The sequence below is a fragment of the Lactobacillus sp. Sy-1 genome (assembly GCF_019303535.1).
Classification (GTDB): Bacteria; Bacillota; Bacilli; order Lactobacillales; family Lactobacillaceae; genus Nicoliella.
In genome coordinates, this window is record NZ_JACCIU010000001.1 from 1,249,873 (window position 1) to 1,276,614 (window position 26,742).

The following is a 26,742-nucleotide window of genomic DNA, read 5'->3' on the forward strand; positions in this document are numbered from 1 at the left end:
TTTAGAGAACTCCTTTTTTTATTAGATCAAGAATCGTATTTGGATATAATTGATGCTCAACATCATGAATTCTAGTTGCTAAATCTGTGACGCTATCATCTGGATACCGGGGAACGCTTTGCTGGGCAATGATCTGTCCAGTGTCAACTCCGGAATCGATGTAGTGAATCGTAACCCCGGTTTCTTTAACGTTGGCTGCGTAAGCATCCTCAATGCCGTGTAGCCCCGGAAAGTTAGGGAGCAATGCCGGATGGATGTTAATGATTCGTTTGGCAAAGGCGTCCAGTAGCGTTGGACCAATGATGCGCATGTAGCCAGCTAAGAAGATGGCTTCCACGCCCTCAGCTCGTAAGTGGCGGAGGATGGTTTGTTCCCGGTGTTGCTTGGAAATGCCCTTCTTGGCTTCAATCACCAATGCTGGGACCCCAAACTTAGCCGCCCGCTTTAAAACATAGGCGTCATGGTGGTCACAGACTAGTAATTTAATGTCAATTGGGAGGTCCGCAGTGGCAATGGCCTCGAAGTTAGTTCCGTTGCCAGAAGCGAAAATCGCTACGGATAAGCGCGGATCATTAGCTGAGTTCGACTGCTGCTGCATTGCGCTTCACCACCTTACCAATTTGATAGTATGCTTGTTTTTGCGCCGTTAGGTTGGCTTCCACCGCGGCAACGTTTTCCTTAGGGACAACTAGGACCATGCCAATTCCCTGGTTAAAGACTTGATCCATGTCGTTAGTGTCCAGGTGGCCCCACTTTTGGAGCGCCTTAAAGAGCGTTGGCACTTCCCAACTACTACGGTCGATCTGAGCCGTTAAGTGTTCCGGAATACTCCGGGACAGGTTATCGGCAATTCCACCACCAGTAATGTGGGCAATCGAGTGAATCAAGTCTGCTTGAATCGACGGGTTGACCGCATGGTAATAAAGCTTGGTGGGGGCTAACAACGCGTTGATCAGCGGTTCGTCAAAACCGGGGTAGGTCTGATGAACGTCTAAGTCGGCATCCTTGATGATCTTTCTAACGAGTGAGAATCCGTTTGAATGAACCCCACTGGAAGCGAGGCCAATCAACACGTCACCCGCTTGAACGTTAGCAGCACCAAGGAGTTCATCCTTATCACCAATTCCAACGGCAAAACCACTTAAATCGTAGTCGCCATTGGTGTAGATGCCGGGCATTTCAGCCATTTCCCCACCGATTAGTGATAAGCCGGCCTGCTGACAACCGTCAGCAATTCCGGAAACGATTTCCTTCATTTGACTGGGGTCTAGTTTGCCCACCCCGACGTAGTCTAAGAAGAAAAGTGGTTCGGCCCCCTGCGCTAGGATATCGTTAGCACACATGGCCACTAAATCAATCCCAATCGTATTGTGGAGGTTGGCCTGAATCGCAAGGAGCAACTTGGTCCCAACCCCGTCGGTCCCGGAAATTAAAACCGGGTTTTTGAACTTGGCAAAGCTATCCTTTAAGCTATATTCAGCGCCGAAGCCCCCAATTCCACCAATCACATTGGCATCTTGAGTCGCCTTAACGATTGACTTAATTTGGTTAACCGCCTGCGCGCCACTTTCAATGTCAACGCCTGCTTTCTTATATTGGTCAGCCATCTAATTCATCCCTTCATATAGGTGTAAACGTTTTGCTTCACGTTCGTACATTGCTTCGTAATCATAAAGTGGGGTTGGGTACTTCCCGTCAAAGTAAGCCGTACATAAACCATGGTATTGGTTATCACACTTTAGACCGATTGAATCAATTAAACCATCAACGCTGAGGTAGCCAAGGGAGTCGGCCCCGATTTGGTCGCGAATCCCATCAACACTATAGTTGGCTCCAATCAATTCGCTTGGTTTTTGAATGTCAATTCCATAGAAACATGGGAACTTCAAGTCTGGTGAAGCAATCCGAACGTGAATTGATTTGGCCCCAGCATCCCGGAGGAGTTGAACGATGTAGCGACTGGTGGTTCCCCGCACGATCGAATCATCAACCAAGATGATGTCCTTACCTTCGATGACGGACTTAACAACTGATAACTTCATTGACACGCCGCGTTCGCGCTTCTTTTGGGTGGGTTCGATGAAGGTTCTCGCAACGTATTGGTTCTTGATCATTCCCATATCATAAGGAATCCCGCTTTCGTTGGCATACCCAATTGCAGCGGATAGTGAGGAGTTGGGCACCCCAATCACAACGTCGGCCTTAACCGGATGTTCACGGGCTACTTGCGCCCCCATCTTCTTTCTAGCTTCATGTACGCTGACCCCGTGAATTACTGAGTCAGGACGGGCAAAGTAGATGTATTCCATTGAACAAACGGTGAGCTCGGTATCGGTAGTGTAGTGGTCAATCTTAATCCCATTCTTGTCGACTTTGATCAATTCGCCTGGTTCCAAGTCGCGAATGAACTCCGCCTTAACTTGGTCTAAGGCACAGGTTTCACTACAGATCACGACACTGCCGTCGGCACGCTTCCCCATTACTAGTGGGCGTAACCCGTTCGGATCACTGATGGCATACATTGCATCGGTCGACATTAAGACGTAGGCAAAGCCCCCGTGCATGCGGTTCGCAGCGTCCTTAATCTTATCGGTGAAGCTATCCATTTCACTAACTTCGATCAAGTCCCCAAAGAGTTCACTATCGGAATCGGATTGGAATTGAACGCCCTTTGCTTTTAGTTCCTTCTTTAGCGTATCCGCATTCGTTAAGTTTCCGTTATGGGAAATGGCGAAGTGGGTACTGGTGTTTTCAAACATGAATGGCTGAATATTATTAATACTGTGGCTCCCTGCGGTGGCGTACCGAATGTGACCAATTGCGGAGTTCCCGTTTAAGATTTCCAACGTTTGTGGGTCTTCAAACACTTGGGCTAATAAACCTAAACCACGGTATCGATGGAGTTGGTTATGGTCGTTCGATGCAATCCCAGCACCTTCTTGTCCCCGGTGTTGTAATGCATGCAATCCATCGTAGGTCAAACGCGTTGCGTCGGGCGTACCCCAGATTCCAAAGACACCACATTCATCATTTAAGCTTTTGACTTCATTAGCCATGAGAGTCCCTCTTTCCAAATTTGATTCATTTCATTCACATCAAGGTTTAAATTATCGTTACTTAGTTCTAAATGTAATTCGTGATCAGCAGTGGTGGTTCCAATTAACGTGGCCTGATCGCCCGCTAATTTTTCAAATGCTGCTTGGTTTTGCTTTGGGACCGTGATTACGAACCGGGATTGGGTCTCGGAAAATAATTGTTCACGGGTCAAAGCGGTCTTACCGGTGAAGCCTAATTCGTTTTCGAACAGGGTTTCTAATAGGGTGACGATTAAGCCCCCTTCACTAATGTCGTGCACACTATCAACTAACTTATCAACGATTGCCGTGTGGACTAGTTTTTGGTTCTTTGCTTCGGTTGCTAAATCAAAGTGTTCAATCCGACCACTAATCTGATCAGCCAACATCTTTTGAATTTCGGAACCGCTGTAGTCGTCAAAGGTTTTCCCAACCACGTACACCAATTCATCAGCAGCCTTAGCACTCGCCTTCGTGATTTGATCGTTAGATTCGATTAACCCCACCATTCCGATCAATGGCGTGGGGTAAATGGCGGCATTATCGGTTTCGTTATAAAGTGAAACGTTTCCACCAATAACGGGCGCGTCGAATTGTTCACAGGCCTTAGCAATTCCTTCGGCAGACTTGCTCATTTCGAAGTAGCTTTCTGGATCATCAGGGTTCCCGAAGTTCAAACAATCGGTAATGCCAATTGGGAGGGCTCCACTAGCAACGATATTCCGGGCAGCTTCGGCAACCGCAATTTGCCCCCCCTGGAATGGATCCAAGTAGATGTAACGGGAATTACAGTCGGTCGTCATCGCAAGCGCCTTCTTAGTGCCCCGAATCCGCACCACAGCGGAATCGCTTCCGGGTGCTAGAACGGTGTTCGCTTGAACCCGACTATCGTATTGTTGGTAAACTGACTGCTTAGATGCAATCGTTGCTTGGCCTAACATTTGCTTGACCATTGTGCCCAAATCGTCAAATTCAGGGGTGAAGTGGGGAGCGGGTTGCTTCAAACGGGCTGGTTCTACAAGCGGGTGGGTGTATTCTGGCACGTCATCCACCAACGTCTTGGTTGGAATATCACAGACTAGTTCACCGTGTTGGGAAAGCCGGTATTGGCCGTCATCATTAACGCTGCCGATTACCACGGCATCTAGTCCGTAGCGTTCAAACACGTCCAAGACGGTTTGTTCATGGCCCTTTTTAACACAGAGCAGCATTCTTTCTTGGGATTCGGAAAGCATAATTTCGTATGGGGTCATTCCCGGTTCTCTTTGGGGAACTAAGTCTAGGTTCAAATCAACCCCGCTGTTAGCCTTCGCTGCCATTTCAGCAGACGAGGAAACCAGCCCGGCAGCCCCCATGTCCTGAATTCCGACTAGGATGTCGCTGTGCTTGTGGGTGATTTCTAAACAAGCATCCACCAATAGTTTTTCCATGAACGGATCCCCAACTTGAACAGCGGACCGATCGGATTCTTCTTCCTTACTGAATTGACTGGAAGCAAAGGTTGCCCCGTTAATTCCATCCCGGCCGGTCTTAGCACCAACGTAGATGATGGAGTTCCCGGTTCCATGGGCCCGCCCCGCTTCAATATCGGCTTGATCCATGATTCCGACACACATTACGTTCACAAGTGGGTTCCCATCGTAACACTTATCAAACCCGATTTCACCACCAACGGTTGGAATTCCGATACAGTTCCCGTACCCTGCGATTCCGGCAACGACCTTGTCCAATAAGAAGCGGTTCTTAGGGTTACTTAATTCGCCAAAGCGGAGGCTATCAAGCGAAGCAATTGGCTTGGCCCCCATTGAGAAGATATCCCTAATGATTCCCCCGACTCCGGTAGCAGCTCCTTCGTATGGTTCAACAAAACTAGGGTGATTGTGGCTTTCGGCCTTGAACACGACGGCTTGCCCATCGTTGATGTCCAATACCCCGGCCCCTTCACCAGGCCCTTGAATTACCCGTGAGCCCTTGGTCCAGAACTTCCGTAAAATCGGCTTAGAATTCTTGTAAGAACAGTGTTCACTCCACATTCCGGAGTACAAACCAGTTTCAGTAAAGTTAGGGAGCCGTTTTAAAAGCTTTTCTGAAATTAAATCGTATTCGCCATCGGTTAATCCCCAGTCCCGGTAAACCTTTTGATCTCTAATTTGTTCTGGGGAAAGTTCCACTTGTTTTTGCAATGCTATTAGCTCCTAACTTGATTTAAGATTGATTTGAATAGTGTTAATCCGTCGGTCCCACCCAGGATGGATTCGACCGCCCGTTCTGGATGGGGCATCATTCCTAAGACGTTTCCAGCTCGGTTCGTGATGCCGGCGATGTTATCGCAACTCCCGTTAGGGTTTTCTTCGTAGGTAAAGACGATTTGATCATTATCCTTCAGTTCTTGAAGGGTAGCATCGTCACAGTAGTAGTTTCCTTCACCGTGGGCGATTGGCACCTTAATGACTTGGTCCTTGGAATACCCGTTGGTAAACATGGTACGATTATTAACCACCTTTAGGGGCGCCCAATCTGAAATGAATTCCATACTAGTGTTGTTTTGAAGTGAACCGGGTAATAGTCCCGCTTCGACTAAGATTTGAAAGCCGTTACAAACTCCTAAGACGGGCTTCCCAGCATCAGCAAGCTTTTTAACCGCCTTCATGACTGGCGCAAAACGAGCAATCGCCCCGCTTCTTAAGTAGTCACCATAGGAGAACCCCCCAGGAATCAATACGCCGTCGTATTGATCCAAGTCAGTTGATTCAGAACTAACCATGTCAGCCTCTTCACCGAGGGCGTCGTTAATTGCGTAATACATATCCCAATCACAGTTGGAACCAGGAAAACTAATTACAGCGAATTTCATTGGTATCTATCCTTCCTCTACTTCATAACGGTAGGTTTCCATGTTTTGGTTAACTAATAGGTCCTTACAAATTGATTCAACCGTCTTAACCGCTGCATCCTTACTATCAGCATTAAGCTTGACTTCGAAGAACTTGCCTTGTGAAATCGAATCAATTGAAGTGTAGTTCAACCGGTGCAAAGCGTTTTTAACCGCTTCCCCTTGGGGATCTAGAATTGATGGTTTGTGGGTAACGTAAATCTTAGCTAAATACATATTTGAGGTCCTTCCTATTTTAAAGCTGCTTGTAGTTTTGAGAGAATTGCGCGGTAACCAGTCATCATATCACCGGTTTGTTTTCTGAAGACATCCTTGTCTAGCGATTGCTTAGTGTCAGCATCTAATAGCCGGCAGGAATCTGGTGAAATTTCATCGGCTAAGATGATCTGACCGTCATCGGTAATCCCGAATTCAACCTTAAAGTCCACTAGGATAATGTTCATTGACTGGAATAGTTGTTGCATTAATTGGTTAACCTTTAAAGCGGTCGTTCGCATGGTCACTAGTTGGTCTTCAGTTGCGATATCCAAAGCTTCTGCATCGGAATCGTTAACGAGGGGGTCGTGTAATTCGTCACTCTTAAAGAAGTATTCAACCACCGGCTTCTTTAATTCTTGGAGGTACTTAGTGCCAAACCGCTTTTGGAAGTGACCAGAAGCACGGTTTCTAATTACAACTTCTAGCGGAATCATGTGGACACGCTTATTCAATTGGTCGGTAGCGTCTAATTGCTTAACAAAATGGGTCGCAACGCCCTGTTGGTTTAAGTAGCCAAAAATCAAACTGGAAATTTGGTTGTTAACGGACCCCTTGTCTTCAATTAATTCGTTTCGTTCACCGTCACCAGCAGTGGTGTGGTTAGTGTAGTGAACCCGTAATACGTTTGGATCATCTGTCGTGTACAATTCTTTGGTTTTCCCTGAAGCAACTAATGCCATTTGAATGAACTCCTTATTTAAATTGATCAACTTGTTTTAATAACGTTTCGAATGAATCACCAATCACGGTGATGTGGCCCATCTTCCGGCCGGGTCTAATTTCAGCCTTGCCATAGTCATGGAAGTGCCACTCTGGCGTATTGGGGAGGGCTTGACGGGCCGTGGTCAAATCATCGCCGAGCAGGTTAACCATGACTGCCTTATGGTCCTGTTCAATCGTTGGAATTGCGAGGCCGCAAATACTTCTGATGTGGGCTTCAAACTGTGAAATATTACATGCTTCGATTGAATAGTGGCCTGAATTATGGGGCCGCGGTGCTAGTTCATTTACCAGTAACTGGCCGTCTGCCATTAGGAAGAATTCAATTCCTAATACCCCGACTAACCCTAAACGATCAGCAATCTTAGTGGCAATTTCACTCGCTTGGTTGTGAACGGCATCGTCAACGCGGGCGGGAACGATGCTAGTGTGTAAAATGTGGTGTTTATGAATGTTTTCGCTCAACGGAAACGGAATGTTCTTACCATTAACATCTCTAGTCACCATGATCGAGACTTCCATCACAAATGGTTGTTTCTTTTCAAAAATCCATTCCCGATCGTTCAATTGACCAGCGGCTTTGGCAACGTCTGATTCGTCATTAATGTCAATTTGATCATGGCCGTCATAACCACCCTCACAGGTTTTAAGAATGCCCGGAAAACCGATTTCTGCTACCGCCTGCTTTAAGTCTGCAGCGGTGTTTACTGCAGCAAAATCAGTTACGGGGATTTGATTTGACTTTAAGAAGTTCTTTTCGTGGAGCCGATGACTCGTAATTGTTAATTCATCAATGGCCTGGGGAACGTCGACTAGGCCGGTGACCTTTGCCAGGGCCTTTTGGTCAACGTTCTCAAATTCGTAAGTCAATACGTCGGACTTGCGAGCTAACTCTTCGAGCGCTGCTTGATCATCGTAATCAGCAACGACTTGAAAATCAGCAACTTGAGCGGCAGGCGCTCCCTTAGTCGGGTCTAAAATACCAACCTTATAACCCATTGCCTTAGCGGATAGGACCATCATCTGGCCTAATTGCCCACCACCTAAAATCCCAATTGTTGCTGGTGGTAAGATCGTCTTAATCGAGTTGGTCATTACTCTTGATAGCCTCCTCAGTTTGTTCGGTTCTAAATTGAACTAACTTTTGATTTACATCCGGATTTTGTAATGCAATAATTTGTGCTGCCAAAATAGCAGCGTTCTTAGCTCCGGCATTCCCAATTGCAACCGTTGCGACTGGCACGCCCGAAGGCATCTGGACCATTGACAATAGTGAATCAACCCCGTTCAAGGCCTTTGTTTGAACTGGAATCCCAATCACTGGCAGCGTGGTATTAGCAGCCATCATTCCTGGTAAGTGGGCTGCCCCACCAGCAGCAGCAATAATCAACTGGTAATGTTCGCTTTTTGACTTGGAACCAAACTCCTGTAATTGTTCTGGCATCCGGTGGGCTGAAATAACATGCTTATCATAGCTAACCCCTAGTCTATCAAGCATTTCAGCAGTTTGCTTTACTACTGGCCAATCTGAGATTGATCCCATTACGAGTGCAACTTCCATCGAAAAGTCTCCTTTACTAATTTGGTATCTTTATAATAACAACTAAGCTTAATTTCGTCAACAAAAACACGAACGATAATAATTAAACATTCTTTTAAAGTTCGGCTTATTGTAAAATAAATGTAAAAAAATAAAGAATCACACCATCAAAGGCGTGATTCTTTATTTTTGATCACTAAAAGCAGTATTCAATTTTCCAAAGTTAATCGTTCCCAACCCAGTTGCTTGGTTATAAAGCTTTCCTGGTTGGCCAGTATAATAGAGATTATTATTATTAGTAGCGCTATTTAAGGGGGTAAATGGCGAATCGCTCGCCTTTGCAAACCTATAAATCTGCGGGTTCCAAAAGCCCATTCGTTTGCCCTGCGCACTATTAATTACCGCGGCCATCCCCGCAATTTGGGGGGCAACCACACTGGTCCCACCAGTTACGTACCACTTTCCATTGTGATATGAACTATACCCCGTGTTGGGATCTGCATTCGCAGATACATCCGGAAGGTTGCGCCCGGTAGCAGTTCCAGTAACGGTTTGAGCATTGTTGAGCCGGTTTAAATAGCCGCCACCATATTCCCAGATCTTGCTAGCCCGAAAGGTCCCGACCCCACTAAAGCCAGCCTGATAGCTAGGGACAGCATTCAAGGTACTAAAGCCCCCACCGCTGCCGGCAAAGTAACTATTGACCCAGCCAACTGGGTTTTTGGAGGGACTTAGTGAAGGCTGGTTATCAAACTTCGGATATAAGAAATCACTACTCCAGGCCCGTTCAGTAGTAACGGAGTAACTCTTTCCGTTGATCGTGTAGTTTCTAGGAAGGGTCGTGCCCCCCACCGCAGTAACGTATGGTGAATTAGCAGGCGTGTCCACGGTTAATTGGGGGTAGCGATTTTCCCCCATCCCATCGTAGGCTCCGTTATCACCGGTAGAAGCAAAGATACTAATTCCCTGAGCAGCGGCTTGCTGGAACAAGAGGTTAACAATTTGATTATAGTTAGCAGGTAACATGCCCTTTTTAATTTGATTCTTAACTTGGTTTTCACTTTGCCCCCAACTAATTGAAAGGGTGCTGACCTTATTTTGGGCAACCGCCGTCGAAAGGGAGTTGATCATTCCAGATGCGGATGGATTACTTACGTATACGTTGATGTTAGCCTTTGGTGCAACTGCGCCAGCTTGTTCAACGTCCATTGCGGTCTCGTCTTCTCCACTATAAGAACTGCTACCAATCTGATAGGTCTTAATGCGGTTCGCCTTTGCTGGAATCCCTTCTGACTTCCAGAACTTAGTGGCATCACTAGGTTTAAACTTTGCAAACGAAATAATGCCGATTGTCTGACCAGTTCCAACGTGGTTATCCTTATATAAGGCCCCCGCATTATAAGTATCCATGAACTTCTGAGGAGCCCCTTGATAAGTATTAATGTCGCTTTGTTCTTTGGAGAGCCTTGCTGAAAGCGATTTACCAGGATTAGTATAGGTATTATTGTTCAGGCCAAAAATGCCCAGAACCTTTGAATTAATGCGCTGTGGCAGTTTGGGGGTGCGGTTTGCTTTTTGGTAACTATCACCAGTCACCTTAACGTTATTTAACTTAACGTTAAACGCCTTTTCAATGTTCTTGGTTTGCCCAGTCAACTTTAAAACCACGTTTCCGGAATAAGCACTGGTTTTAATTTTATACTTCTTGAAGTACTTAGAAATCGTGCTGACAGTCCCATTTGTTTGCCCATACTTAGCCGCAAATTGCTTGGGAGTCAGGTACTTACGGTAATTAGCATTTCCGGGAGTTACGGTCTGTTCGATGTAGTTACTCAATTGACTAGTGGCTCGTGGTTTTAGAATTAAGTTAACGGTTTGAGCCTTAGTTGCCTTAACCGCCGTGACGGTTTTTTTAGTACTGGCGGCGTTTACAATCTGGTCCGTAGTCACCGTCACCATGGTAGCGGCAATCGTGATACCAACCCCAACCTTAACGATTGATTTGAATATTTTTGAACGCTCCTTTTTAATGTTGATCATTCCTTCCGCTCTTCAGCTTGTTGACGCTTGATTTTTTGTTTTGTTTTAAAAATAATTACCGACGTCAGTGTAATTTGTAAGGCCACACAGACGATAATCCAAACCGTAATTATTTGCGTTTCACTGATATTTAGGTTCATCGTGATTACAAAGGTGGTGATTACCACTGCCAAAATAAACCCGGTTAGCCAAATATAGTCTTTTTTACTCACACAACCACCATTTCTAATTTTTATTATAAGATTGGCAAAGCATCCGTTAAAGTGTAAAATATAAGTACATTATATATTAAATATCCTTACTAAACAAAGGAGAGTCACTATGCTTAAAGATTTTAAAGCTTTTATTTCCCGTGGGAATGTCATTGATTTAGCAGTCGGTGTAATTATTGGTTCTGCTTTTACAGCAATCGTTAAATCCCTTACTACTAATTTGATCAACCCATTAATTGGGATTTTCTTGGGTAAAATCGATTTATCCGGAATTGTATTTAAGGTGGGGAGTGCCCAATTTAAATTGGGTGAATTCCTTAATTCCGTAATTAACTTCTTGATTATCGCCTTTGTGGTCTTCTTGATCGTTAAGTTCGTTAATCGGGTTACTAATCGTGACACTAGTTCTAAAATTAGTACCACTGATCAATTACTTACTGATATTAAGGGATTGATTCAAGATGGGCAAACCACTCCGGATGCTCCTGCTAATTCAAATGCAGAATCAGCAACTGCTGAAGCAGCTGACCCATCATCCGCAAGTCAAAGCACTAAAAAATAAGCTCCAATTCCAATGGCATTTAACTAATTATTTGGTTAAGTGCCATCTGTTTTATCCCCTTAAATATAAATAAAGGAAGTTTATCCCGTGATAATTACATCAGGAATGATTGGCGTTGGTAAAACGACCCTCACTGGCAAAATTGCTAAGCATTTTAACAGCCGCCCCTACTACGAACCGGTGGGGGATAATCCCGTTTTACCACTCTACTACAGTGATCCGAAACGCTACGGCTTTTTACTCCAGATTTTCTTCTTAAACAAACGCTTCAAGATGATCAAGCGAGCGCTAAAGAGTAATCACAACGTGTTGGACCGCTCCATTTATGAAGATAACCTATTCACTAGGCAAAATAACATCGATGGGAACATCTCGGATACCGAACTGGCTATCTACACGGAACTATTTAACAACATGCGCAGTGACTTAAACTCAATTCCCCGCTCCCATCCCGACCTAATGGTTTACGTGTACGCAGACTTCGAAACCATTTTAAAGCGAATTAAAAAGCGGGGCCGTGATTATGAACAGTTTGATAACGATCCCGCATTAAAGGACTACTATTACCGGCTGTGGCAAGCCTATCAGCAGTGGTTCGCTGATTACGATGATAGTCCTAAGATTAAGTTAGACTTACAAAAATACGACTTATCAGCCCATCAAAACTTGCCAATTGTTTTAGCACAAATTGATGAAGCCGTTAACAAATACAACGTATAGTAAAACCCCCGCTTGGCTGAATGCCAACGGGGGTTTCGTTTTCAATTGATTATTCGTTTAGGGTTGCTAACGCCTTTCCGTAAATTGCCATTGCGAGCATTAAGTCGTCAATTGGTTGAAATTCGTTCGCTTGGTGCATGGTATTCTTCGTCCATGGGAATAGTGCCCCGAACGCCACGCCACGTTCCATTAAACGGGCAAATGAACCTCCACCAACAACGTGGGGCTTCGCTTCGGTTTCACCGCTTAAGTCCTTGTAAACAGCGATTAACTTTTGAACAACCGGGTCACTAGCGTCTACGTAGTGGGGACCCATGTCGTCTTCTTGGCTGACCTGCCCACCGGTTGCACCAGCGGTAAGGCCCTTCATGATGTCGGCAGGACCCATGCCCTTCGGATATCTAAAGTTAGTGTTTACTAAACCACCATCCTTGATATCATAGCGCATAATTCCAATATTCATGGTTAAATCGCCCATTACATCGTCAGTTAGGTTAATTCCGAGGTGGTGGCCTCTAGAATCATCGTGTAACTTGTCAACGATAAATGAGATGAAATGCTTAGCGTCACCAGTAAAGCGATATTGGCTTAAAAACAATGCTAAGTAGGTTCCCGCATTGATTCCATCGTCTGGTTCCATTCCATGGGCGGACTTTCCAATTACGTGAATTTGAAGGCCCCCATCGGTCACTTGAGAGTCCCCACTAACGGGATAGGTATCCAAGAACTTGGTAAAATCATCGGACACCCGTTCGTTGTCATCTGATTCTAAGACTGCAAAGGCATCCCGTGGAACCATGTTATCACGTAACCCCGCCTTGAAGCTGCGGAGCGTGAATTCAGTATCTTCTTCACCGTTTTGTTCCCCCGTAAAGGTGGTAACAAAGGTGGTATTCCCCTTTTCACCGTTGATGACCGGAAATTCAGCATCTGGTGAAAAGCCAAAATCAGGAGCTGGTTCTAAATCAAGATAGTGCTTAATTCCCGTCCAGTTGCTTTCTTCATCGGTTCCAATTAAGAAACGAATCTTGAACTTGGGTTTGATGCCAGCATCCTTGAGCATTCTTAACCCGTAGTATGCAGCTAGTCCAGGTCCCTTGTCATCAGAAGTGCCCCGACCATAAGCAACGTTATCCTTAATCGTGAGCTCAAACGGGTCGGTATTCCAACCTTCACCAGCGGGCATTACATCGGCATGGACAATTACCCCTAGGGTTTGATCACCATCACCGTATTCAATGTATCCAGCAAGGTTATCGTAGTTCTTAGTCTTGAAACCATCCCGCTTCCCAATTTCCAAATACTTGGCTAAAGCAGCCGCTGGCCCGGGGCCGAGTGGGAATTCATCGGTAGCGTGCGCGTCATCACGTTCGCTATCAATCGAGACTAACGCCCGTAAGTCTTTCAAATAATCTTCTTGATATGCTTTTGCTTTTTGTTTCCAATCAACAGTCATAAAAAGCACCCTCCTTAATTTATGTAACTATTTTCATTTTAGCATAACTTAAAAAAGTTAACATGTTTAAAGATGCGTTTTTAGAATGATATAATGAAATGAAGAGGTGGAAACGATGAAAAAAATTGACCAAGCGATTGTAAGAGAAACGATTCGAATCAGGCCTGACGATAGTTTTAAGGGGACTTATGGACATATTACCCTAGTCGGGGGCAACGCCAGTTTTGGTGGTGCAATTATCATGGCCACGATGGCCGCCGTCTATTCTGGAGCCGGGTTAGTAACCACGCTTACCGACCCCGTCAACCGGAATAGTATTCATGCCCAACTCCCAGAGGCAATGGTGGCCGACTACCACGACCAGGCCGTGCTAAAGAACAGCATCGCTGGTGCAGACGTGGTGGTGATTGGGTGTGGATTAGGCACCGATGCCGATGCGCTTGCCATCTTAAAGGATGTCTTTGCCAACGTAACGCCAAACCAATTCCTGGTGATTGACGGTTCCGCAATCACCATGGTGGCAACCCACCATTTAAAATTACCAGCCGCAAACATTATCTTTACGCCCCACCAAGTGGAATGGCAGCGCCTTTCTGGAATTGATTTAGCTGCTCAAAAGGACGTTGTTAAGAACCAAGCCGTCAGAGACCGGTTGAACGCAACGGTCGTCTTAAAATCACATCGAACCCAGGTTTACACTGCAAATGAGGTTTACGAAAATACGGTCGGTACGCCAGCCCAAGCTACCGGCGGGATGGGTGACACGCTTGCTGGAATGGTGGGCGGTTTCGTGGCTCAGTTTAAAAACAAAGACCACGCCGTTGTTGCTGCCGTTTACGCCCACAGCGCGATTGCAGACCAACTAGCCCAAAATCAATACGTGGTCTTACCACATCAAATTATTCACCACATTCCGCAGTTCATGAAACAAAACGAAGCTTAAAAAAACCGAACCCTAGGTTGCATACCTAATGGTTCGGTTTTTATTATGGTAACAATTTATTTAATGTGCAGCACTGTTCTCAAACGGCTGATTCGGCTGCCAACAATTTGATCGGCAAGGCGGGTCTTAAGCACTGAATACAGATAGACGAATCCGCCGACAAACATGGCAATGAACGTCACAATTCCGCTAGGGACCGTGGCACTAATGTCCATGAAGTGCCCCAAAATCCAGTTAAATAAGAAGACGGATCCTAAGGCGGTCGCGTACGTTAAAATCGAAAAGAGTAGAATTTGATTGGTTCGTTTAACCACCAGTCGATAACTAATGTGAAATTGGCGCGTCAAGGAATGGAGAATTAAAAAGTTCGTAACCACAAACCCAATTGCAGTGGATACCAACGGTCCAAAGGTTCCAAATAGCGCAACCGCCGGCACCTGTAAAATAATCTTAACAATCGTCCCAATAATAAAGTACTTAACAGCTAGTTTATTTTGATAAATCCCCTGCATCATGGCAGAAATAACCGTGAACAGCCCCAAAACGATAGAAACGACCGAGTAAAATGACAACACGTTTGCTGATAGGTGGCCGTAACCGGTCCCATTAAAGAGCCGGTTCAATGGCCCCGCAATTGCAGCCATTCCCAAGGCTGATGGAATCATGATGAATTCAAATAGAATCAACCCACTAATGATTTCACGACGAATGCCTTCTTTATCGTTATTCGTGTATGCCTTGGATAGTAGTGGCACCACCGTAATGGCTAATGCGGAGGCAAGGGAGATGGTAATCATTACCAGTTTGTTAGCGTTTCCGGCGTAGATTGCAAATAGTTGTTGCAAAACCACTTCTGGATAGCCTCGGAAGACCCGCATTAGGTCGAAGAACGTAAACTGGTCAATTAATTGGAAGATTAGGATGCCAGCCCCTAAAATAATAAACGGCACCGCCTGTTGAATAATTTCCTTGTATAGTTGCATGGTGTTAACTTGAAGGCGATTATCACTCTTGGCAACCAGGTCCCGATAGTAATTACGGCGTTTAAAGTAATAGTAGCCAAGGACTAATAAGCCTGCTGCGGACCCCATGAACGCTGCGAACGTGGACTGTGAAACCGCGGTAATCCAATCCCCCTTGATTACCTTTAGATGCATAATCAATAGCGCGGTAATTAGCATATAGGCTACTCGCACTAACTGCTCTACAAACTGGGAGATGGCAGATGGTGCCATGTCCTGATACCCCTGGAAGAACCCGCGGGTCAAACTCATTGTGGGGATAATTAAAATGGCCCAGGAAAGCGCCCGCATTACCGGGATTACATTGCCATCTCCGTTATCCAGGAACGGAGCTGAAAAGTAGAGGATCAAAGCGACTAAGATTCCAGTGCTGATTGACAACAACAGCCCCCGTTTATACAGCTTAAAGCCCACGCCGTACTCGTTCAAGGTATTATAATGGGCTACTTGTTTAGCAACGGCCGATGGAATTCCGGCAATTGCGGCAATTAATAGGATGGAATAAACATTATATCCCTGAACATATAGTGCATTCGCTTGGAAGAAGAATCCTGCAAACCAAATTCGCCACGGAATGATGTAAACCGCTCCTAAAATTCGGGAGAGGATACTCCCCCCTGTCATCCAGGCAGACCCCTTTAACATCGTATCTCTGGATTCTTTTCCATCAGCAGCTAGCTCGACTTCAGCTTCGCGTCGACTCTCTTGCATTTAAACGCCTACTTTCTTCCCGATTTCTTGGATAAAATTACATAACCTATTAATTTTAATCAAAATATTAATTGATATCAATACATATTCATCAATTCATAGCAAAAGCTTAACTAAAAAAAGCGCCGCAACGGTGGTTGATTATTCATAATCACCATGCGACACCCTTTTAAATGTAAATTAATTGGCAACGATGTTAACGATTTTACCTGGCACTACGATTACCTTGCGAATCGTTTTACCATCGGTAAACTCCTTCACTTTTTCATCGGCTAATGCTTGTTTTTCAACCGTATCCTTGTCAGCATCCTTAGCGGCTTTAATGTGCGCCCGGACTTTTCCATTGACCTGAACCACGATTTGTACCGTTGATTCTGCTAACTTACTTTCATCATAAGTTGGCCATGGTTCGTATGCGATGGATTCATCGTGACCACACTTGCTCCATAGTTCTTCCGCAATGTGAGGAGCGATTGGGGAAAGTAACTTAATGAAGCCTTCCACATACTTGAATGGTAAACTGTCAGCCTTGTAGGCTTCGTTAACGAAGACCATCATTTGGGAGATGGCAACGTTAAAGCGCATCCGTTTGATATCGTTGGTAACGATTTTTACGGTTTGGTTATAAATTTTATCAAGCTTTCCGTCATCAATCGTGGTAACCCGGTCCCGAAGGTGGTTGTTATCATCCATGAATAAGCGCCAAACCCGCTTAAGCCAACGGTACGAACCTTGAATTCCTTCAGTACTCCATGGCTTCGCTTCAGTCAATGGCCCCATAAACATTTCGTATAGTCGAAGCGTATCAGCACCGTATTCATTGACGATGTCATCTGGATTAATAACGTTCCCCTTAGACTTAGACATCTTTTCGTGGTTAGTTCCCAAAATCATTCCCTGGTTAACTAGCTTTTGGAATGGTTCCTTTGTAGGCACTACCCCGAGGTCGTACAATACCTTGTGCCAGAACCGTGCATAGAGTAAGTGCAATACGGCATGTTCTGCTCCCCCAACGTAGAGGTCAACTGGGAGCCAGTATTTCAACTTTTCAGGGTCCGCAATTTGCTTGTCATTATGCGGATCGATATAGCGAATATAGTACCATGAACTTCCGGCCCACTGTGGCATTGTGTTGGTCTCACGCTTCCCCTTCCGACCGTTTTTATCAACGACGTTGACCCAGTCAGAAACGTTAGCTAATGGACTTTCGCCAGTTCCAGATGGCTTCAAGTCATCAACATTTGGTAACTTAAGTGGCAATTCATCTTCTGGAACCAGAGTGGTTTCGCCATCTTCCCAGTGGATCACTGGAATTGGTTCACCCCAGTATCTTTGCCGGGAGAAGATCCAATCACGAAGCCGGTAGTTAACCTTCTTATGGCCGGCCTTGTGTTCAGTTAACCAGTCGATGGCAGCTTTGATGGCCGTTTGTTTGTCCATGCCATCTAAGAAGCCGGAGTTGATGTGCTTACCATCACCAGTGTAAGCTTCCTTGGTGGTATTGCCACCTTCGATGACGGGCTTAATTGGTAAATCAAACTTCTTAGCAAATTCGTAATCCCGATCATCGTGAGCAGGAACCGCCATGATGGCACCAGTTCCGTATGATGAAAGAACGTAATCACCAATCCAAATTGGAACTTCCACACCATTAATTGGATCAATTCCGTAAGCCCCCGTAAAGACCCCACTCTTATTCTTGTTCAAGTCGGTTCTTTCGAGGTCGGACTTAGTGGCCACTTCCTTCCGGTATGCTTCAACAGCATCCTTTTGTTCGGGGGTGGTAATTTGATCTACTAATTCGTGTTCTGGTGCTAACACCATGTAAGTAGCTCCAAATAACGTATCTGGGCGGGTCGTAAATACTTCGACTGACTTCCCTTCGTGCCCCTTCACCTTAAAGTCAACACTCGCCCCTACAGAACGACCAATCCAATTGCGTTGTTGTTCTTTAATGCTTTCAGGCCAGTCTAAGTCATCGAGGTCATCAATTAGCCGATCGGCATAGGCGGTGATTTTTAATACCCATTGGCGCATTGGAACCCGGTAAACCGGGAACCCGCCCCGTTCAGTCTTTCCGTTAATTACTTCTTCGTTAGCAACCACGGTCCCACCCATTAAATCAGGAGCCCAGTTAACTTCAATTTTATCTTCGTAGGCGAGGCCCTTCTTGTAGAGTTGTTCGAAAATCCACTGGGTCCACTTGTAGTACTTAGGATCAGTGGTGTTAACTTCACGGTCCCAGTCGTATGAAAAACCAAGCGACTTAATTTGTTTTTTGAACGTTGCGATATTTTCTTCGGTAAACTTACCAGGATGATGACCAGTCTTCAAAGCGTATTGTTCAGCTGGTAGTCCGAACGCATCCCAGCCCATTGGATGTAAAACGTTCTTCCCATTCATTCGCTGGAACCGCGCCATGATATCAGTCGCTGTGTATCCTTCTGGATGGCCAACGTGGAGGCCCTTCCCTGATGGATAAGGGAACATATCTAAAACATAGTATTTTTCTTTATCTTTATCATTACCAGTCGCAAATGTATTGTGTTTATCCCAATAACGTTGCCACTTCTTTTCAATATCTGTGTGATCGTAAGGCATTTAAATTTCCTCCCTTTATCTAAATAACAAAAAAGTCCCATAGAAAAAAATTCTATAGGACGATTATTCCGCGGTACCACCTAAATTCTTTACTTCAAAAGCAAAGCACTTTAGTCCTTAACGCGGAAAACGTTTTAATCTACTAATTAATAATCGATTTCAATTAAAAAGAATAACGATGAGTTCACTGGTTAATTATCTAAATTCACACTACCCATTTAGTCTCTGAAAAAATTAAAGCAGCTAATAGTTCGTCTAATTTTTATTATTTAATTTAATGTTATAATAGCAAAGTTAACCCGTAAAAGCAAGTACACTAGTATTTTTTTGGAAAAGGAAGCTAAGATAATGAAAATAAAACCCGCTTTATCGTATAGTCACACCCTGCTAAAAACAGTGGTTCAACCTGGTGATGTAGTCATTGACGCTACCGTCGGCAATGGTCATGATACCGAATTTTTAGCGCAATTAGTTGGTGAATCAGGTCATGTTTACGGCTTTGACATTCAAAAAATAGCCATCGACAACACGACTACCAAGTTGACAAACGCAGGGCTTTTAAAACCAGTACAACTATATAATTACGGCCACGAACGAATTGATCAACTCCTTCCCGTTGACCAAAAAATTCAAGCCGCTACCTTTAACTTAGGCTACCTTCCCGGCGGAAATCATGCCCAAATTACGACCGCAACTACCACCATTCCGGCACTCAAGGCCTGCTTAACTAGGCTAAGTCAAAATGGGATTGTTACCGTAGTTCTCTATTATGGACATCCAGGCGGTCGCCAGGAAAAAAACGCCGTCCTTAATTTTGTTGAACATCTAAACCAAAGGCAATTCACAGTGTTAAAATACCAGTTCGTAAATCAAGTAAACGAGCCCCCCATTTTAATTGCAATTCAAAAAAGGTGCGATGATATGTAATCATCAGGCACCTTTTTTACGTGAAACGATGTTAATAATTAGCGCGAGGGTAACAATCACCACTCCCACTATGAAAACATCGTGAAGTGAATTATAAAGAATCGTTTTTAAATTTGGAACTAACTTTGCCGGCAAAGTTGCCGCTGTGTCAGGATCCATTAACTTATTAATCATTTTAACGGAGGTCCCAGAAACCTGGAGGGTTCCAACCCGCAGCGAAGTACTCATAAAGATTCCAAAAATTGTAATGAACAACGTTTGCCCTATGGTCCGACACAATACGTTAAACGAAGTCGCAGCCCCAACGTTTTCATCAGAAACCTTATTTTGAATTACAACCGTTGGGTTTGTAGTCGCAACCCCAAATCCCAATCCGCAAACCGAGGTAACCAGAATGAAGAGGTTAAACGACATTGTTTGGGGAGCTAAGACCAGGCTGATTGAACCAATCAACACCAAAATAATTCCAATTGTAGTAACGTCTCTAGAATGCAAACGGGTAATTAACCACCCCGAGATCACTGCTCCAACAATCCAAAGAATCGAACTGGGCGTGATTGCCAGGCCCGCTAGTGATGCCCGCAGACCCATTAAACCTTGAATCCAGTTAGGAACGTAAACTTCAATACACATCACAAACCCGCTAATAAAAAAGGTCACGATGTTTTGGGCAACAAAGGAACGGTGTCTGAACATTCCCATTGGAATAATCGGTTCTACACAGGAATGCTCCCTTCTAATGAACAAGATAAAACTAACGAATAACACCACGAACAGCGATGATAATCGACCTAAATTAACGTTGCGATCACCAATTAATTGAATCATTAACATGATGGATAGTAAGATTATCGCCAGATAAGCGGTCCCCAGGTAGTCAATACTAGCAACCCGTTTTCGTTCAACAGGGTCATCTTGCAAATAGGCGGTGATTAAAATGATGATAATAATGCCCAGTGGAATGTTTAGCATAAAAATCCAGCGCCAGTTAAACGTATCAACAATGAATCCACCCAAAAGTGGGGCAATTACCGCCGAAATCCCCCAACCAGCACCGTTCAAGCCAATAATTTTAGAACGTTTTGCAAACGGATAAATGTCAGCAATTACAGCGTATGAAACCGGTAGAATCACCCCTGCGCCAATTCCTTGAATCGCCCGCCAGATAATTAACGTTTGCATGCTATTAGCTAATCCAGACAATAGCGATCCAATGATAAATACCACTAATCCAGCAATTAAAACCCGCTTGCGACCAATTTGATCGGATAGTTTCCCATAAATCGGAGTGGCAACCGAACTAGTTAGTAGATAGATTGAGAAGACCCAGTTCATCAAAGAAACTCCATGCAGTTCTCCAACAATCGTCGGCATTGCAGTTGCAACGATTGTTCCCTCAATTGCACTCAAAAACGTTCCGACAAATAATGCAATTGTTACGATTAAAGTATTTGTCTCACTTTTTTTCACGTTGTTCATATCTTCACCCATCTTGAATAATAAAAAACCAACCTAATTAATAGGTGGTCTTTATATTACTATTTATTGAATAATGCTTTTAATTCAGCAACTTTATCGGTGTGTTCCCATGGAAGGTCCACATCAGTCCGACCAAAGTGACCATAAGCAGCAGTTGGTTCGTAGATTGGGCGCTGTAAATCAAGCATTTTAATGATTCCAGCAGGTCTTAAATCAAAAATCTTGCGCACTGCCGCAGTTAAATCTTCTTCCGAAACATCACTAGTATCATAAGTATCAATTGAAATGGATACTGGCTCAGCAACTCCAATTGCATATGCCAATTGAATCTCTAACTTACGTGCTAATCCAGCAGCAACGATGTTTTTGGCAATGTAGCGCGCAGCATAACTTGCTGAACGGTCAACCTTAGTCGCATCCTTACCTGAGAATGCCCCTCCACCATGATGGGCAGCACCTCCATAAGTATCAACGATAATTTTTCTTCCAGTTAAACCGGCGTCTCCCTGTGGACCACCAATTACAAACCGGCCAGTTGGGTTAATGAAGTACTTAGTCTTGTCATCAAGTAGTTCACTAGGAATTACCTGTTTGATGACTTGGTTAATGACGTCTTCTCTGATTTGATCTAAGCTAGCTTCCGGACTGTGTTGGGTACTAATAACAACCGTATCCACTCTGAATGGCTTATTATCATCATCATATTCAACCGTAACTTCAGCCTTAGCATCTGGTCTTAGAAATGGAATCGTGCCATCTTTTCTAAGTTCAGCAATTTTACGCATTAATTTATGACTAAGTGAAATTGGGAGTGGCATTAACTCAGGAGTTTCATCAATGGCATAACCAAACATAATTCCCTGGTCACCAGCACCAATTTTGTTTAAGATATCGTCGTCTGAGCCTTCACGACTTTCAAGGGCATCATCAACCCCCTGTGCAATATCTGATGATTGTTCATCAATTGCAACCATCACCGCACAAGTATCAGCATCAAACCCTAACGCACTATTAGTGTATCCAATCCTTCTAATTGTATCCCTAACTACCTTTTGGATATTAACGTATGCGGTAGTTGAAATTTCCCCAAAGACAAGGACTAACCCAGTCGTAACTGACGTTTCACATGCGACCCGGGCATTAGGATCCTTGGCTAATAATGCATCCAAAATTGCATCACTAATCTGATCAGCAATCTTATCTGGATGGCCTTCAGAAACTGATTCTGAAGTAAATAAATGTTTTTCTCTCATAATAAAATAATTCCCCCTAAATATTTTGGTTACAAGGCAGCTTCACACAACGTGAATCCTATCGGGAATAGACTCATAACTATAATAGAGTATCACAAAAATAGTCTAATTAAAAGATTCGGCACCCGTAAATAGTGCAAGGCAATTTTAATGCGCAAAAAAAGGACATCATTAAAACGATGTCCTTTTATCGATACCGGAGGTGGGGTTCGAACCCACACGACCTAAACGGTCACTGGATTTTGAGTCCAGCGCGTCTGCCAATTCCGCCACTCCGGCAAAAAATAAAAAAGGCGGTAACCGGATTTGAACCGGTGATAAAGGTTTTGCAGACCTCTGCCTTACCACTTGGCTATACCGCCATTTCAAATCAACTAATAAAACTTATTAACATGGGATAAGCCAACTAATCAAACGCATTGGTCTGATTTAAAGGGCGGTATGTGGGAATCGAACCCACGCGTGTCGGATCCACAAACCGATGTGTTAACCACTTCACCAATACCGCCATAGCATTACAACAGGGATAGTAGGAATCGAACCCACATCAACGGTTTTGGAGACCGGTATTCTGCCTTTGAACTATATCCCTAAATTATGGAGGGGAGTGGATTCGAACCACCGAACCCGAAGGAGCGGATTTACAGTCCGCCGCGTTTAGCCAGACTTCGCTACCCCTCCGTAAATGGCGCGGGACAGAATCGAACTGCCGACACACGGAGCTTCAATCCGTTGCTCTACCAACTGAGCTACCGAGCCAAAAAATTGCTAGGGTGAATATTAAATTTTTTGAATTTATCAAAAACGGTCCGTACGAGACTCGAACTCGTGATCTCCGCCGTGACAGGGCGGCGTCATAACCAACTGGACCAACGGACCATTTTTTGCAATTTACATCATTAGTAATTTTATTACTAATGACCCGTACGGGATTCGAACCCATGTTACTGCCGTGAAAGGGCAGTGTCTTAACCACTTGACCAACGGGTCATAAAATAATATGGAGAGTGAGGGATTCGAACCCTCGAAACAGGCTTTAACCCGTTTACATCATTTCCAATGATGCTCCTTCGGCCTCTCGGACAACTCTCCAAAACTCCGGCAGGCGGGCTCGAACCGTCGACAACCTGATTAACAGTCAGGTGCTCTACCAACTGAGCTATGCCGGAATAATTTGCGTGGCAACGTCCTATCCTTGCAGGGGGCGATCCCCCAACTACTTTCGGCGTTCAAAAGCTTAACTACTGTGTTCGACATGGGAACAGGTGTATCCTTTTGGCCATCATCACCACACTATTTAACTGCGAGAACTTCGTTCTCTCAAAACTAGATAATATTTTATTCTTCCGTGAGAACTACCTTACTTGGTTAAGTCCTCGACCAATTAGTACTGGTCCGCTCCATGCATCACTGCACTTCCACTTCCAGCCTATCTACCTGATCATCTTTCAGGGGTCTTACTTCCATAAAGGAATGGGAAATCTCATCTCGAGGTGGGTTTCACACTTAGATGCTTTCAGCGTTTATCTCATCCATACATAGCTACCCAGCGATGCGCCTGGCGGCACAACTGGTACACCAGCGGTATGTCCACTCCGGTCCTCTCGTACTAAGAGCAGCTCCTCTCAAATTTCCTACGCCCGCGACGGATAGGGACCGAACTGTCTCACGACGTTCTGAACCCAGCTCGCGTACCGCTTTAATGGGCGAACAGCCCAACCCTTGGGACCAACTACAGCCCCAGGATGCGATGAGCCGACATCGAGGTGCCAAACCTCCCCGTCGATGTGAACTCTTGGGGGAGATAAGCCTGTTATCCCCAGGGTAGCTTTTATCCGTTGAGCGATGGCCCTTCCATACGGTACCACCGGATCACTAAGCCCGACTTTCGTCCCTGCTCGACCTGTATGTCTCGCAGTCAAGCTCCCTTCTGCCTTTACACTCGTCGAATGATTTCCAACCATTCTGAGGGAACCTTTGGGCGCCTCCGTTACTGTTTAGGAGGCGACCGCCCCAGTCAAACTGCCAACCAGACACTGTCTCCCACCACGATCAGTGGTGCGGGTTAGAGTGTTCATACAGCGAGGGTAGTATCCCACCATTGCCTCCATCGAAACTAGCGTTCCGACTTCTATGGCTCCTACCTATCCTGTACAAGCTATACAAACACCCAATATCAAGTTACAGTAAAGCTCCATGGGGTCTTTCCGTCCTGTCGCGGGTAACCTGCTTCTTCACAGGTATCTCAATTTCACCGAGTCTCTCGTTGAGACAGTGCTCAGATCGTTACGCCTTTCGTGCGGGTCGGAACTTACCCGACAAGGAATTTCGCTACCTTAGGACCGTTATAGTTACGGCCGCCGTTTACTGGGGCTTCGTTTCTGGGCTTCGCCGAAGCTAACTCATCCACTTAACCTTCCAGCACCGGGCAGGCGTCAGCCCCTATACTTCATCTTACGATTTTGCAGAAACCTGTGTTTTTGATAAACAGTCGCCTGAGCTTTTTCACTGCGGCTGCACATAGTGCAGCACCCCTTCTCCCGAAGTTACGGGGTCATTTTGCCGAGTTCCTTAACGAGAGTTCACTCGCTCACCTTAGGATTCTCTCCTCGACTACCTGTGTCGGTTTGCGGTACGGGTAGTTAACTACTAACTAGAAACTTTTCTCGGTAGTGTGACATCAACGACTTCCCTACTAAATTTCGGTCCTCATCACACCTTGTCAACCCGGTATTAAGCATTTGACTCAATACCTGACTTAGTGCTTGAACATCCATATCCAACAGGATGCTACGTTTAGCCTCCTACGTCCTTCCATCGTTCAAACATAGTTAACTAGTACAGGAATCTCAACCTGTTATCCATCGCCTACGCCTCTCGGCCTCGGCTTAGGTCCCGACTAACCCTGGGAGGACGAGCCTTCCCCAGGAAACCTTAGTCATTCGGTGGATCAGATTCTCACTGATCTTTCGCTACTCATACCGGCATTCTCACTTCTAAGCGCTCCACCAGTCCTTACGGTCTGACTTCATCGCCCTTAGAACGCTCTCCTATCACGTAACAAAGTTACGTCCACAATCTCGGTAATATGCTTAGCCCCGGTAAATTTTCGGCGCAGGATCACTCGACTAGTGAGCTATTACGCACTCTTTAAATGGTGGCTGCTTCTGAGCCAACATCCTAGTTGTCTATGCAACTCCACATCCTTTTCCACTCAGCATATATTTAGGGACCTTAATTGGTGGTCTGGGCTGTTCCCCTTTCGACGGTGGATCTTATCACTCATCGTCTGACTCCTGGATATAAATCAATGGCATTCGGAGTTTATCTGAATTTAGTAACCCAAGACGGGCCCCTCACCCAAACAGTGCTCTACCTCCATGATTCTCGACTCCAAGGCTAACCCTAAAGCTATTTCGGAGAGAACCAGCTATCTCCAAGTTCGTTTGGAATTTCACCGCTACCCACACCTCATCCCAGCACTTTTCAACGTACACGGGTTCGGCCCTCCGGTGTGTTTTACCACACTTTCAGCCTGGACATGGGTAGATCACCTGGTTTCGGGTCTATCACAACATACTCAAACGCCCTATTCAGACTCGCTTTCGCTACGGCTCCGACTTCTCATCTTAACCTTGCATGTTATCATAACTCGCCGGTTCATTCTGCAAGAGGCACGCTATCACCCATTAACGGGCTCTAACTGCTTGTAGGCACATGGTTTCAGGAACTATTTCACTCCCCTTCCGGGGTGCTTTTCACCTTTCCCTCACGGTACTGGTTCACTATCGGTCACTAGGGAGTATTTAGCCTTGGGAGATGGTCCTCCCGGATTCCGGCAATGTTTCACGTGTATTGCCGTACTCAGGATCCTGAACTGAGGGAATTAGATTTCGTCTACAGGGCTATCACCTTGTGTCGCAGAACTTCCCAGATCTTTCGACTATCTAATTCTTTGGTAACTCAAATGTTCAGTCCTACAACCCCACTGAGTAAACTCAATGGTTTGGGCTGTTCCCCGTTCGCTCGCCGCTACTGAGGGAATCGAATTTTCTTTCTCTTCCTGTGGGTACTTAGATGTTTCAGTTCCCCACGTCTGCCTTTCAATGAGTATGAATTCGTCATTGAATAATAAACGATAAAGTTTATTGGGTTTCCCCATTCGGAAATCTCCGGATCAAAGCTTACGTACAGCTCCCCGAAGCATATCGGCGTTAGTCCCGTCCTTCATCGGCTCCTAGTACCAAGGCATCCACCATGCGCCCTTAATAACTTAACCTATTACCACGAAGTGGTATTTGGTTAATTGAGTAAATACGAATAAACTAATA

General features: G+C 45.0%; 20 protein-coding genes, 10 tRNA genes, 2 rRNA genes, 1 riboswitch and 1 other annotated feature. Of the genes, 4 read left to right on the top strand and 28 right to left on the bottom strand.

Annotated elements, in window-relative coordinates; all coding sequences use genetic code 11:
- Window position 1 precedes the first annotated feature (1 nt).
- The 11 genes from purN to HZL42_RS05170 all read right to left on the bottom strand — a co-directional run bounded on the left by purN (window position 2) and on the right by HZL42_RS05170 (window position 10,737).
- Entirely contained in the window at window positions 2-598 is a 597-nt protein-coding gene (purN, locus tag HZL42_RS05120) for a phosphoribosylglycinamide formyltransferase (protein ID WP_219054591.1), read from the bottom strand.
- Window positions 573-1,607, bottom strand: coding sequence for a phosphoribosylformylglycinamidine cyclo-ligase (gene purM / locus HZL42_RS05125; protein WP_219054592.1), 1,035 nt, complete (start codon window positions 1,605-1,607; stop codon window positions 573-575). Before purM ends, purN begins: the two co-directional genes overlap by 26 nt.
- Window positions 1,608-3,056, bottom strand: coding sequence for an amidophosphoribosyltransferase (gene purF, locus HZL42_RS05130; protein ID WP_219054593.1), 1,449 nt, complete (start codon window positions 3,054-3,056; stop codon window positions 1,608-1,610). It lies immediately after the preceding gene.
- Complete coding sequence (gene purL / locus HZL42_RS05135) at window positions 3,032-5,257, bottom strand: phosphoribosylformylglycinamidine synthase subunit PurL (RefSeq protein WP_219054594.1); 2,226 nt, start codon at window positions 5,255-5,257, stop codon at window positions 3,032-3,034. Before purL ends, purF begins: the two co-directional genes overlap by 25 nt.
- A gap of 5 nt (window positions 5,258-5,262) precedes the next feature.
- Complete coding sequence (gene purQ / locus HZL42_RS05140; RefSeq protein WP_219054595.1) at window positions 5,263-5,928, bottom strand: phosphoribosylformylglycinamidine synthase subunit PurQ; 666 nt, start codon at window positions 5,926-5,928, stop codon at window positions 5,263-5,265.
- 6 nt (window positions 5,929-5,934) lie between these two features.
- Window positions 5,935-6,183, bottom strand: a complete 249-nt coding sequence (gene purS, locus HZL42_RS05145) for a phosphoribosylformylglycinamidine synthase subunit PurS (protein WP_219054596.1) — start codon at window positions 6,181-6,183, stop codon at window positions 5,935-5,937.
- Window positions 6,184-6,197: 14 nt separating this feature from the next.
- Window positions 6,198-6,905 carry a phosphoribosylaminoimidazolesuccinocarboxamide synthase gene (purC, locus tag HZL42_RS05150; protein WP_219054597.1) on the bottom strand — a complete coding sequence of 236 codons (708 nt, stop codon included), beginning with the start codon at window positions 6,903-6,905 and terminating at the stop codon, window positions 6,198-6,200.
- A gap of 13 nt (window positions 6,906-6,918) precedes the next feature.
- Window positions 6,919-8,040 (bottom strand): 5-(carboxyamino)imidazole ribonucleotide synthase, encoded by a 1,122-nt coding sequence (gene purK / locus HZL42_RS05155; RefSeq protein WP_219054598.1) that lies wholly within the window; start codon window positions 8,038-8,040, stop codon window positions 6,919-6,921.
- Complete coding sequence (purE, locus tag HZL42_RS05160) at window positions 8,024-8,506, bottom strand: 5-(carboxyamino)imidazole ribonucleotide mutase (protein ID WP_219054599.1); 483 nt, start codon at window positions 8,504-8,506, stop codon at window positions 8,024-8,026. Before purE ends, purK begins: the two co-directional genes overlap by 17 nt.
- Window positions 8,507-8,668: 162 nt before the next feature.
- Window positions 8,669-10,525 (bottom strand): protease pro-enzyme activation domain-containing protein, encoded by a 1,857-nt coding sequence (locus tag HZL42_RS05165; protein ID WP_219054600.1) that lies wholly within the window; start codon window positions 10,523-10,525, stop codon window positions 8,669-8,671.
- Window positions 10,522-10,737, bottom strand: coding sequence for a hypothetical protein (locus HZL42_RS05170; protein ID WP_219054601.1), 216 nt, complete (start codon window positions 10,735-10,737; stop codon window positions 10,522-10,524). The genes HZL42_RS05165 and HZL42_RS05170 overlap by 4 nt, the downstream gene beginning before the upstream one ends.
- 109 nt (window positions 10,738-10,846) lie before the next feature.
- On the opposite strand from HZL42_RS05170, the gene mscL reads away from it, so the two are divergent.
- The gene (gene mscL / locus HZL42_RS05175; protein WP_219054602.1) at window positions 10,847-11,299 is read left to right on the top strand and encodes a large-conductance mechanosensitive channel protein MscL; all 453 of its coding nucleotides are present in this window, start codon (window positions 10,847-10,849) and stop codon (window positions 11,297-11,299) included.
- A gap of 105 nt (window positions 11,300-11,404) precedes the next feature.
- The gene (locus HZL42_RS05180) at window positions 11,405-12,019 is read left to right on the top strand and encodes a deoxynucleoside kinase (RefSeq protein ID WP_219282865.1); all 615 of its coding nucleotides are present in this window, start codon (window positions 11,405-11,407) and stop codon (window positions 12,017-12,019) included.
- A gap of 49 nt (window positions 12,020-12,068) precedes the next feature.
- Here the strand turns inward: HZL42_RS05180 and pepV are convergent, their stop codons facing one another.
- On the bottom strand, window positions 12,069-13,475 hold the full coding sequence (gene pepV, locus HZL42_RS05185) for a dipeptidase PepV (RefSeq protein WP_219054603.1): 1,407 nt from the start codon (window positions 13,473-13,475) through the stop codon (window positions 12,069-12,071).
- 115 nt (window positions 13,476-13,590) lie between these two features.
- On the opposite strand from pepV, the gene HZL42_RS05190 reads away from it, so the two are divergent.
- Window positions 13,591-14,418, top strand: coding sequence for an NAD(P)H-hydrate dehydratase (locus tag HZL42_RS05190; protein ID WP_219054604.1), 828 nt, complete (start codon window positions 13,591-13,593; stop codon window positions 14,416-14,418).
- A gap of 56 nt (window positions 14,419-14,474) precedes the next feature.
- Here HZL42_RS05190 and HZL42_RS05195 read toward each other — a convergent pair whose 3' ends face one another.
- Together HZL42_RS05195 and leuS are read right to left on the bottom strand one after the other, a co-directional pair.
- Entirely contained in the window at window positions 14,475-16,151 is a 1,677-nt protein-coding gene (locus HZL42_RS05195) for a polysaccharide biosynthesis protein (RefSeq protein WP_219054605.1), read from the bottom strand.
- Window positions 16,152-16,331: 180 nt separating this feature from the next.
- The gene (gene leuS, locus HZL42_RS05200; RefSeq protein ID WP_219054606.1) at window positions 16,332-18,752 is read right to left on the bottom strand and encodes a leucine--tRNA ligase; all 2,421 of its coding nucleotides are present in this window, start codon (window positions 18,750-18,752) and stop codon (window positions 16,332-16,334) included.
- Between the two features lie 52 nt (window positions 18,753-18,804).
- Window positions 18,805-19,021: a binding site (T-box leader), on the bottom strand.
- Between the two features lie 79 nt (window positions 19,022-19,100).
- Between leuS and HZL42_RS05205 the strand changes: the two genes are divergently transcribed.
- A complete protein-coding gene (locus HZL42_RS05205) occupies window positions 19,101-19,679 on the top strand; it encodes a class I SAM-dependent methyltransferase (protein ID WP_219054607.1) in 579 nt (192 codons plus the stop codon).
- Window positions 19,680-19,682: 3 nt separating this feature from the next.
- On the opposite strand, the gene HZL42_RS05210 is transcribed toward HZL42_RS05205, so the two are convergent.
- The 14 genes from HZL42_RS05210 to HZL42_RS05275 all read right to left on the bottom strand — a co-directional run bounded on the left by HZL42_RS05210 (window position 19,683) and on the right by HZL42_RS05275 (window position 26,690).
- Window positions 19,683-21,158 carry an MDR family MFS transporter gene (locus HZL42_RS05210; protein WP_219054608.1) on the bottom strand — a complete coding sequence of 492 codons (1,476 nt, stop codon included), beginning with the start codon at window positions 21,156-21,158 and terminating at the stop codon, window positions 19,683-19,685.
- Between the two features lie 59 nt (window positions 21,159-21,217).
- Window positions 21,218-22,411 (bottom strand): methionine adenosyltransferase, encoded by a 1,194-nt coding sequence (gene metK / locus HZL42_RS05215; protein WP_219054609.1) that lies wholly within the window; start codon window positions 22,409-22,411, stop codon window positions 21,218-21,220.
- A riboswitch (SMK box riboswitch) is annotated at window positions 22,412-22,495 on the bottom strand.
- Window positions 22,496-22,605: 110 nt separating this feature from the next.
- Window positions 22,606-22,690: transfer RNA gene (locus tag HZL42_RS05220), tRNA-Leu, on the bottom strand.
- A 12-nt stretch (window positions 22,691-22,702) separates the two neighbouring features.
- Window positions 22,703-22,773: transfer RNA gene (locus HZL42_RS05225), tRNA-Cys, on the bottom strand.
- 73 nt (window positions 22,774-22,846) lie between these two features.
- Window positions 22,847-22,919 (bottom strand) — tRNA-His (locus HZL42_RS05230).
- Window positions 22,920-22,932: 13 nt separating this feature from the next.
- Window positions 22,933-23,003 (bottom strand) — tRNA-Trp (locus HZL42_RS05235).
- A 6-nt stretch (window positions 23,004-23,009) separates the two neighbouring features.
- Window positions 23,010-23,092 (bottom strand) — tRNA-Tyr (locus tag HZL42_RS05240).
- A 5-nt stretch (window positions 23,093-23,097) separates the two neighbouring features.
- Window positions 23,098-23,170, bottom strand: a tRNA-Phe gene (locus HZL42_RS05245).
- A gap of 46 nt (window positions 23,171-23,216) precedes the next feature.
- Window positions 23,217-23,290, bottom strand: a tRNA-Asp gene (locus HZL42_RS05250).
- A 39-nt stretch (window positions 23,291-23,329) separates the two neighbouring features.
- Window positions 23,330-23,401 (bottom strand) — tRNA-Glu (locus tag HZL42_RS05255).
- Between the two features lie 11 nt (window positions 23,402-23,412).
- A tRNA-Ser gene (locus HZL42_RS05260) sits at window positions 23,413-23,503 on the bottom strand.
- Between the two features lie 4 nt (window positions 23,504-23,507).
- Window positions 23,508-23,580 (bottom strand) — tRNA-Asn (locus HZL42_RS05265).
- Between the two features lie 7 nt (window positions 23,581-23,587).
- A 5S ribosomal RNA gene (gene rrf, locus HZL42_RS05270) occupies window positions 23,588-23,704 on the bottom strand.
- A gap of 71 nt (window positions 23,705-23,775) precedes the next feature.
- Window positions 23,776-26,690, bottom strand: a 23S ribosomal RNA gene (locus HZL42_RS05275).
- Window positions 26,691-26,742: the final 52 nt, after the last annotated feature.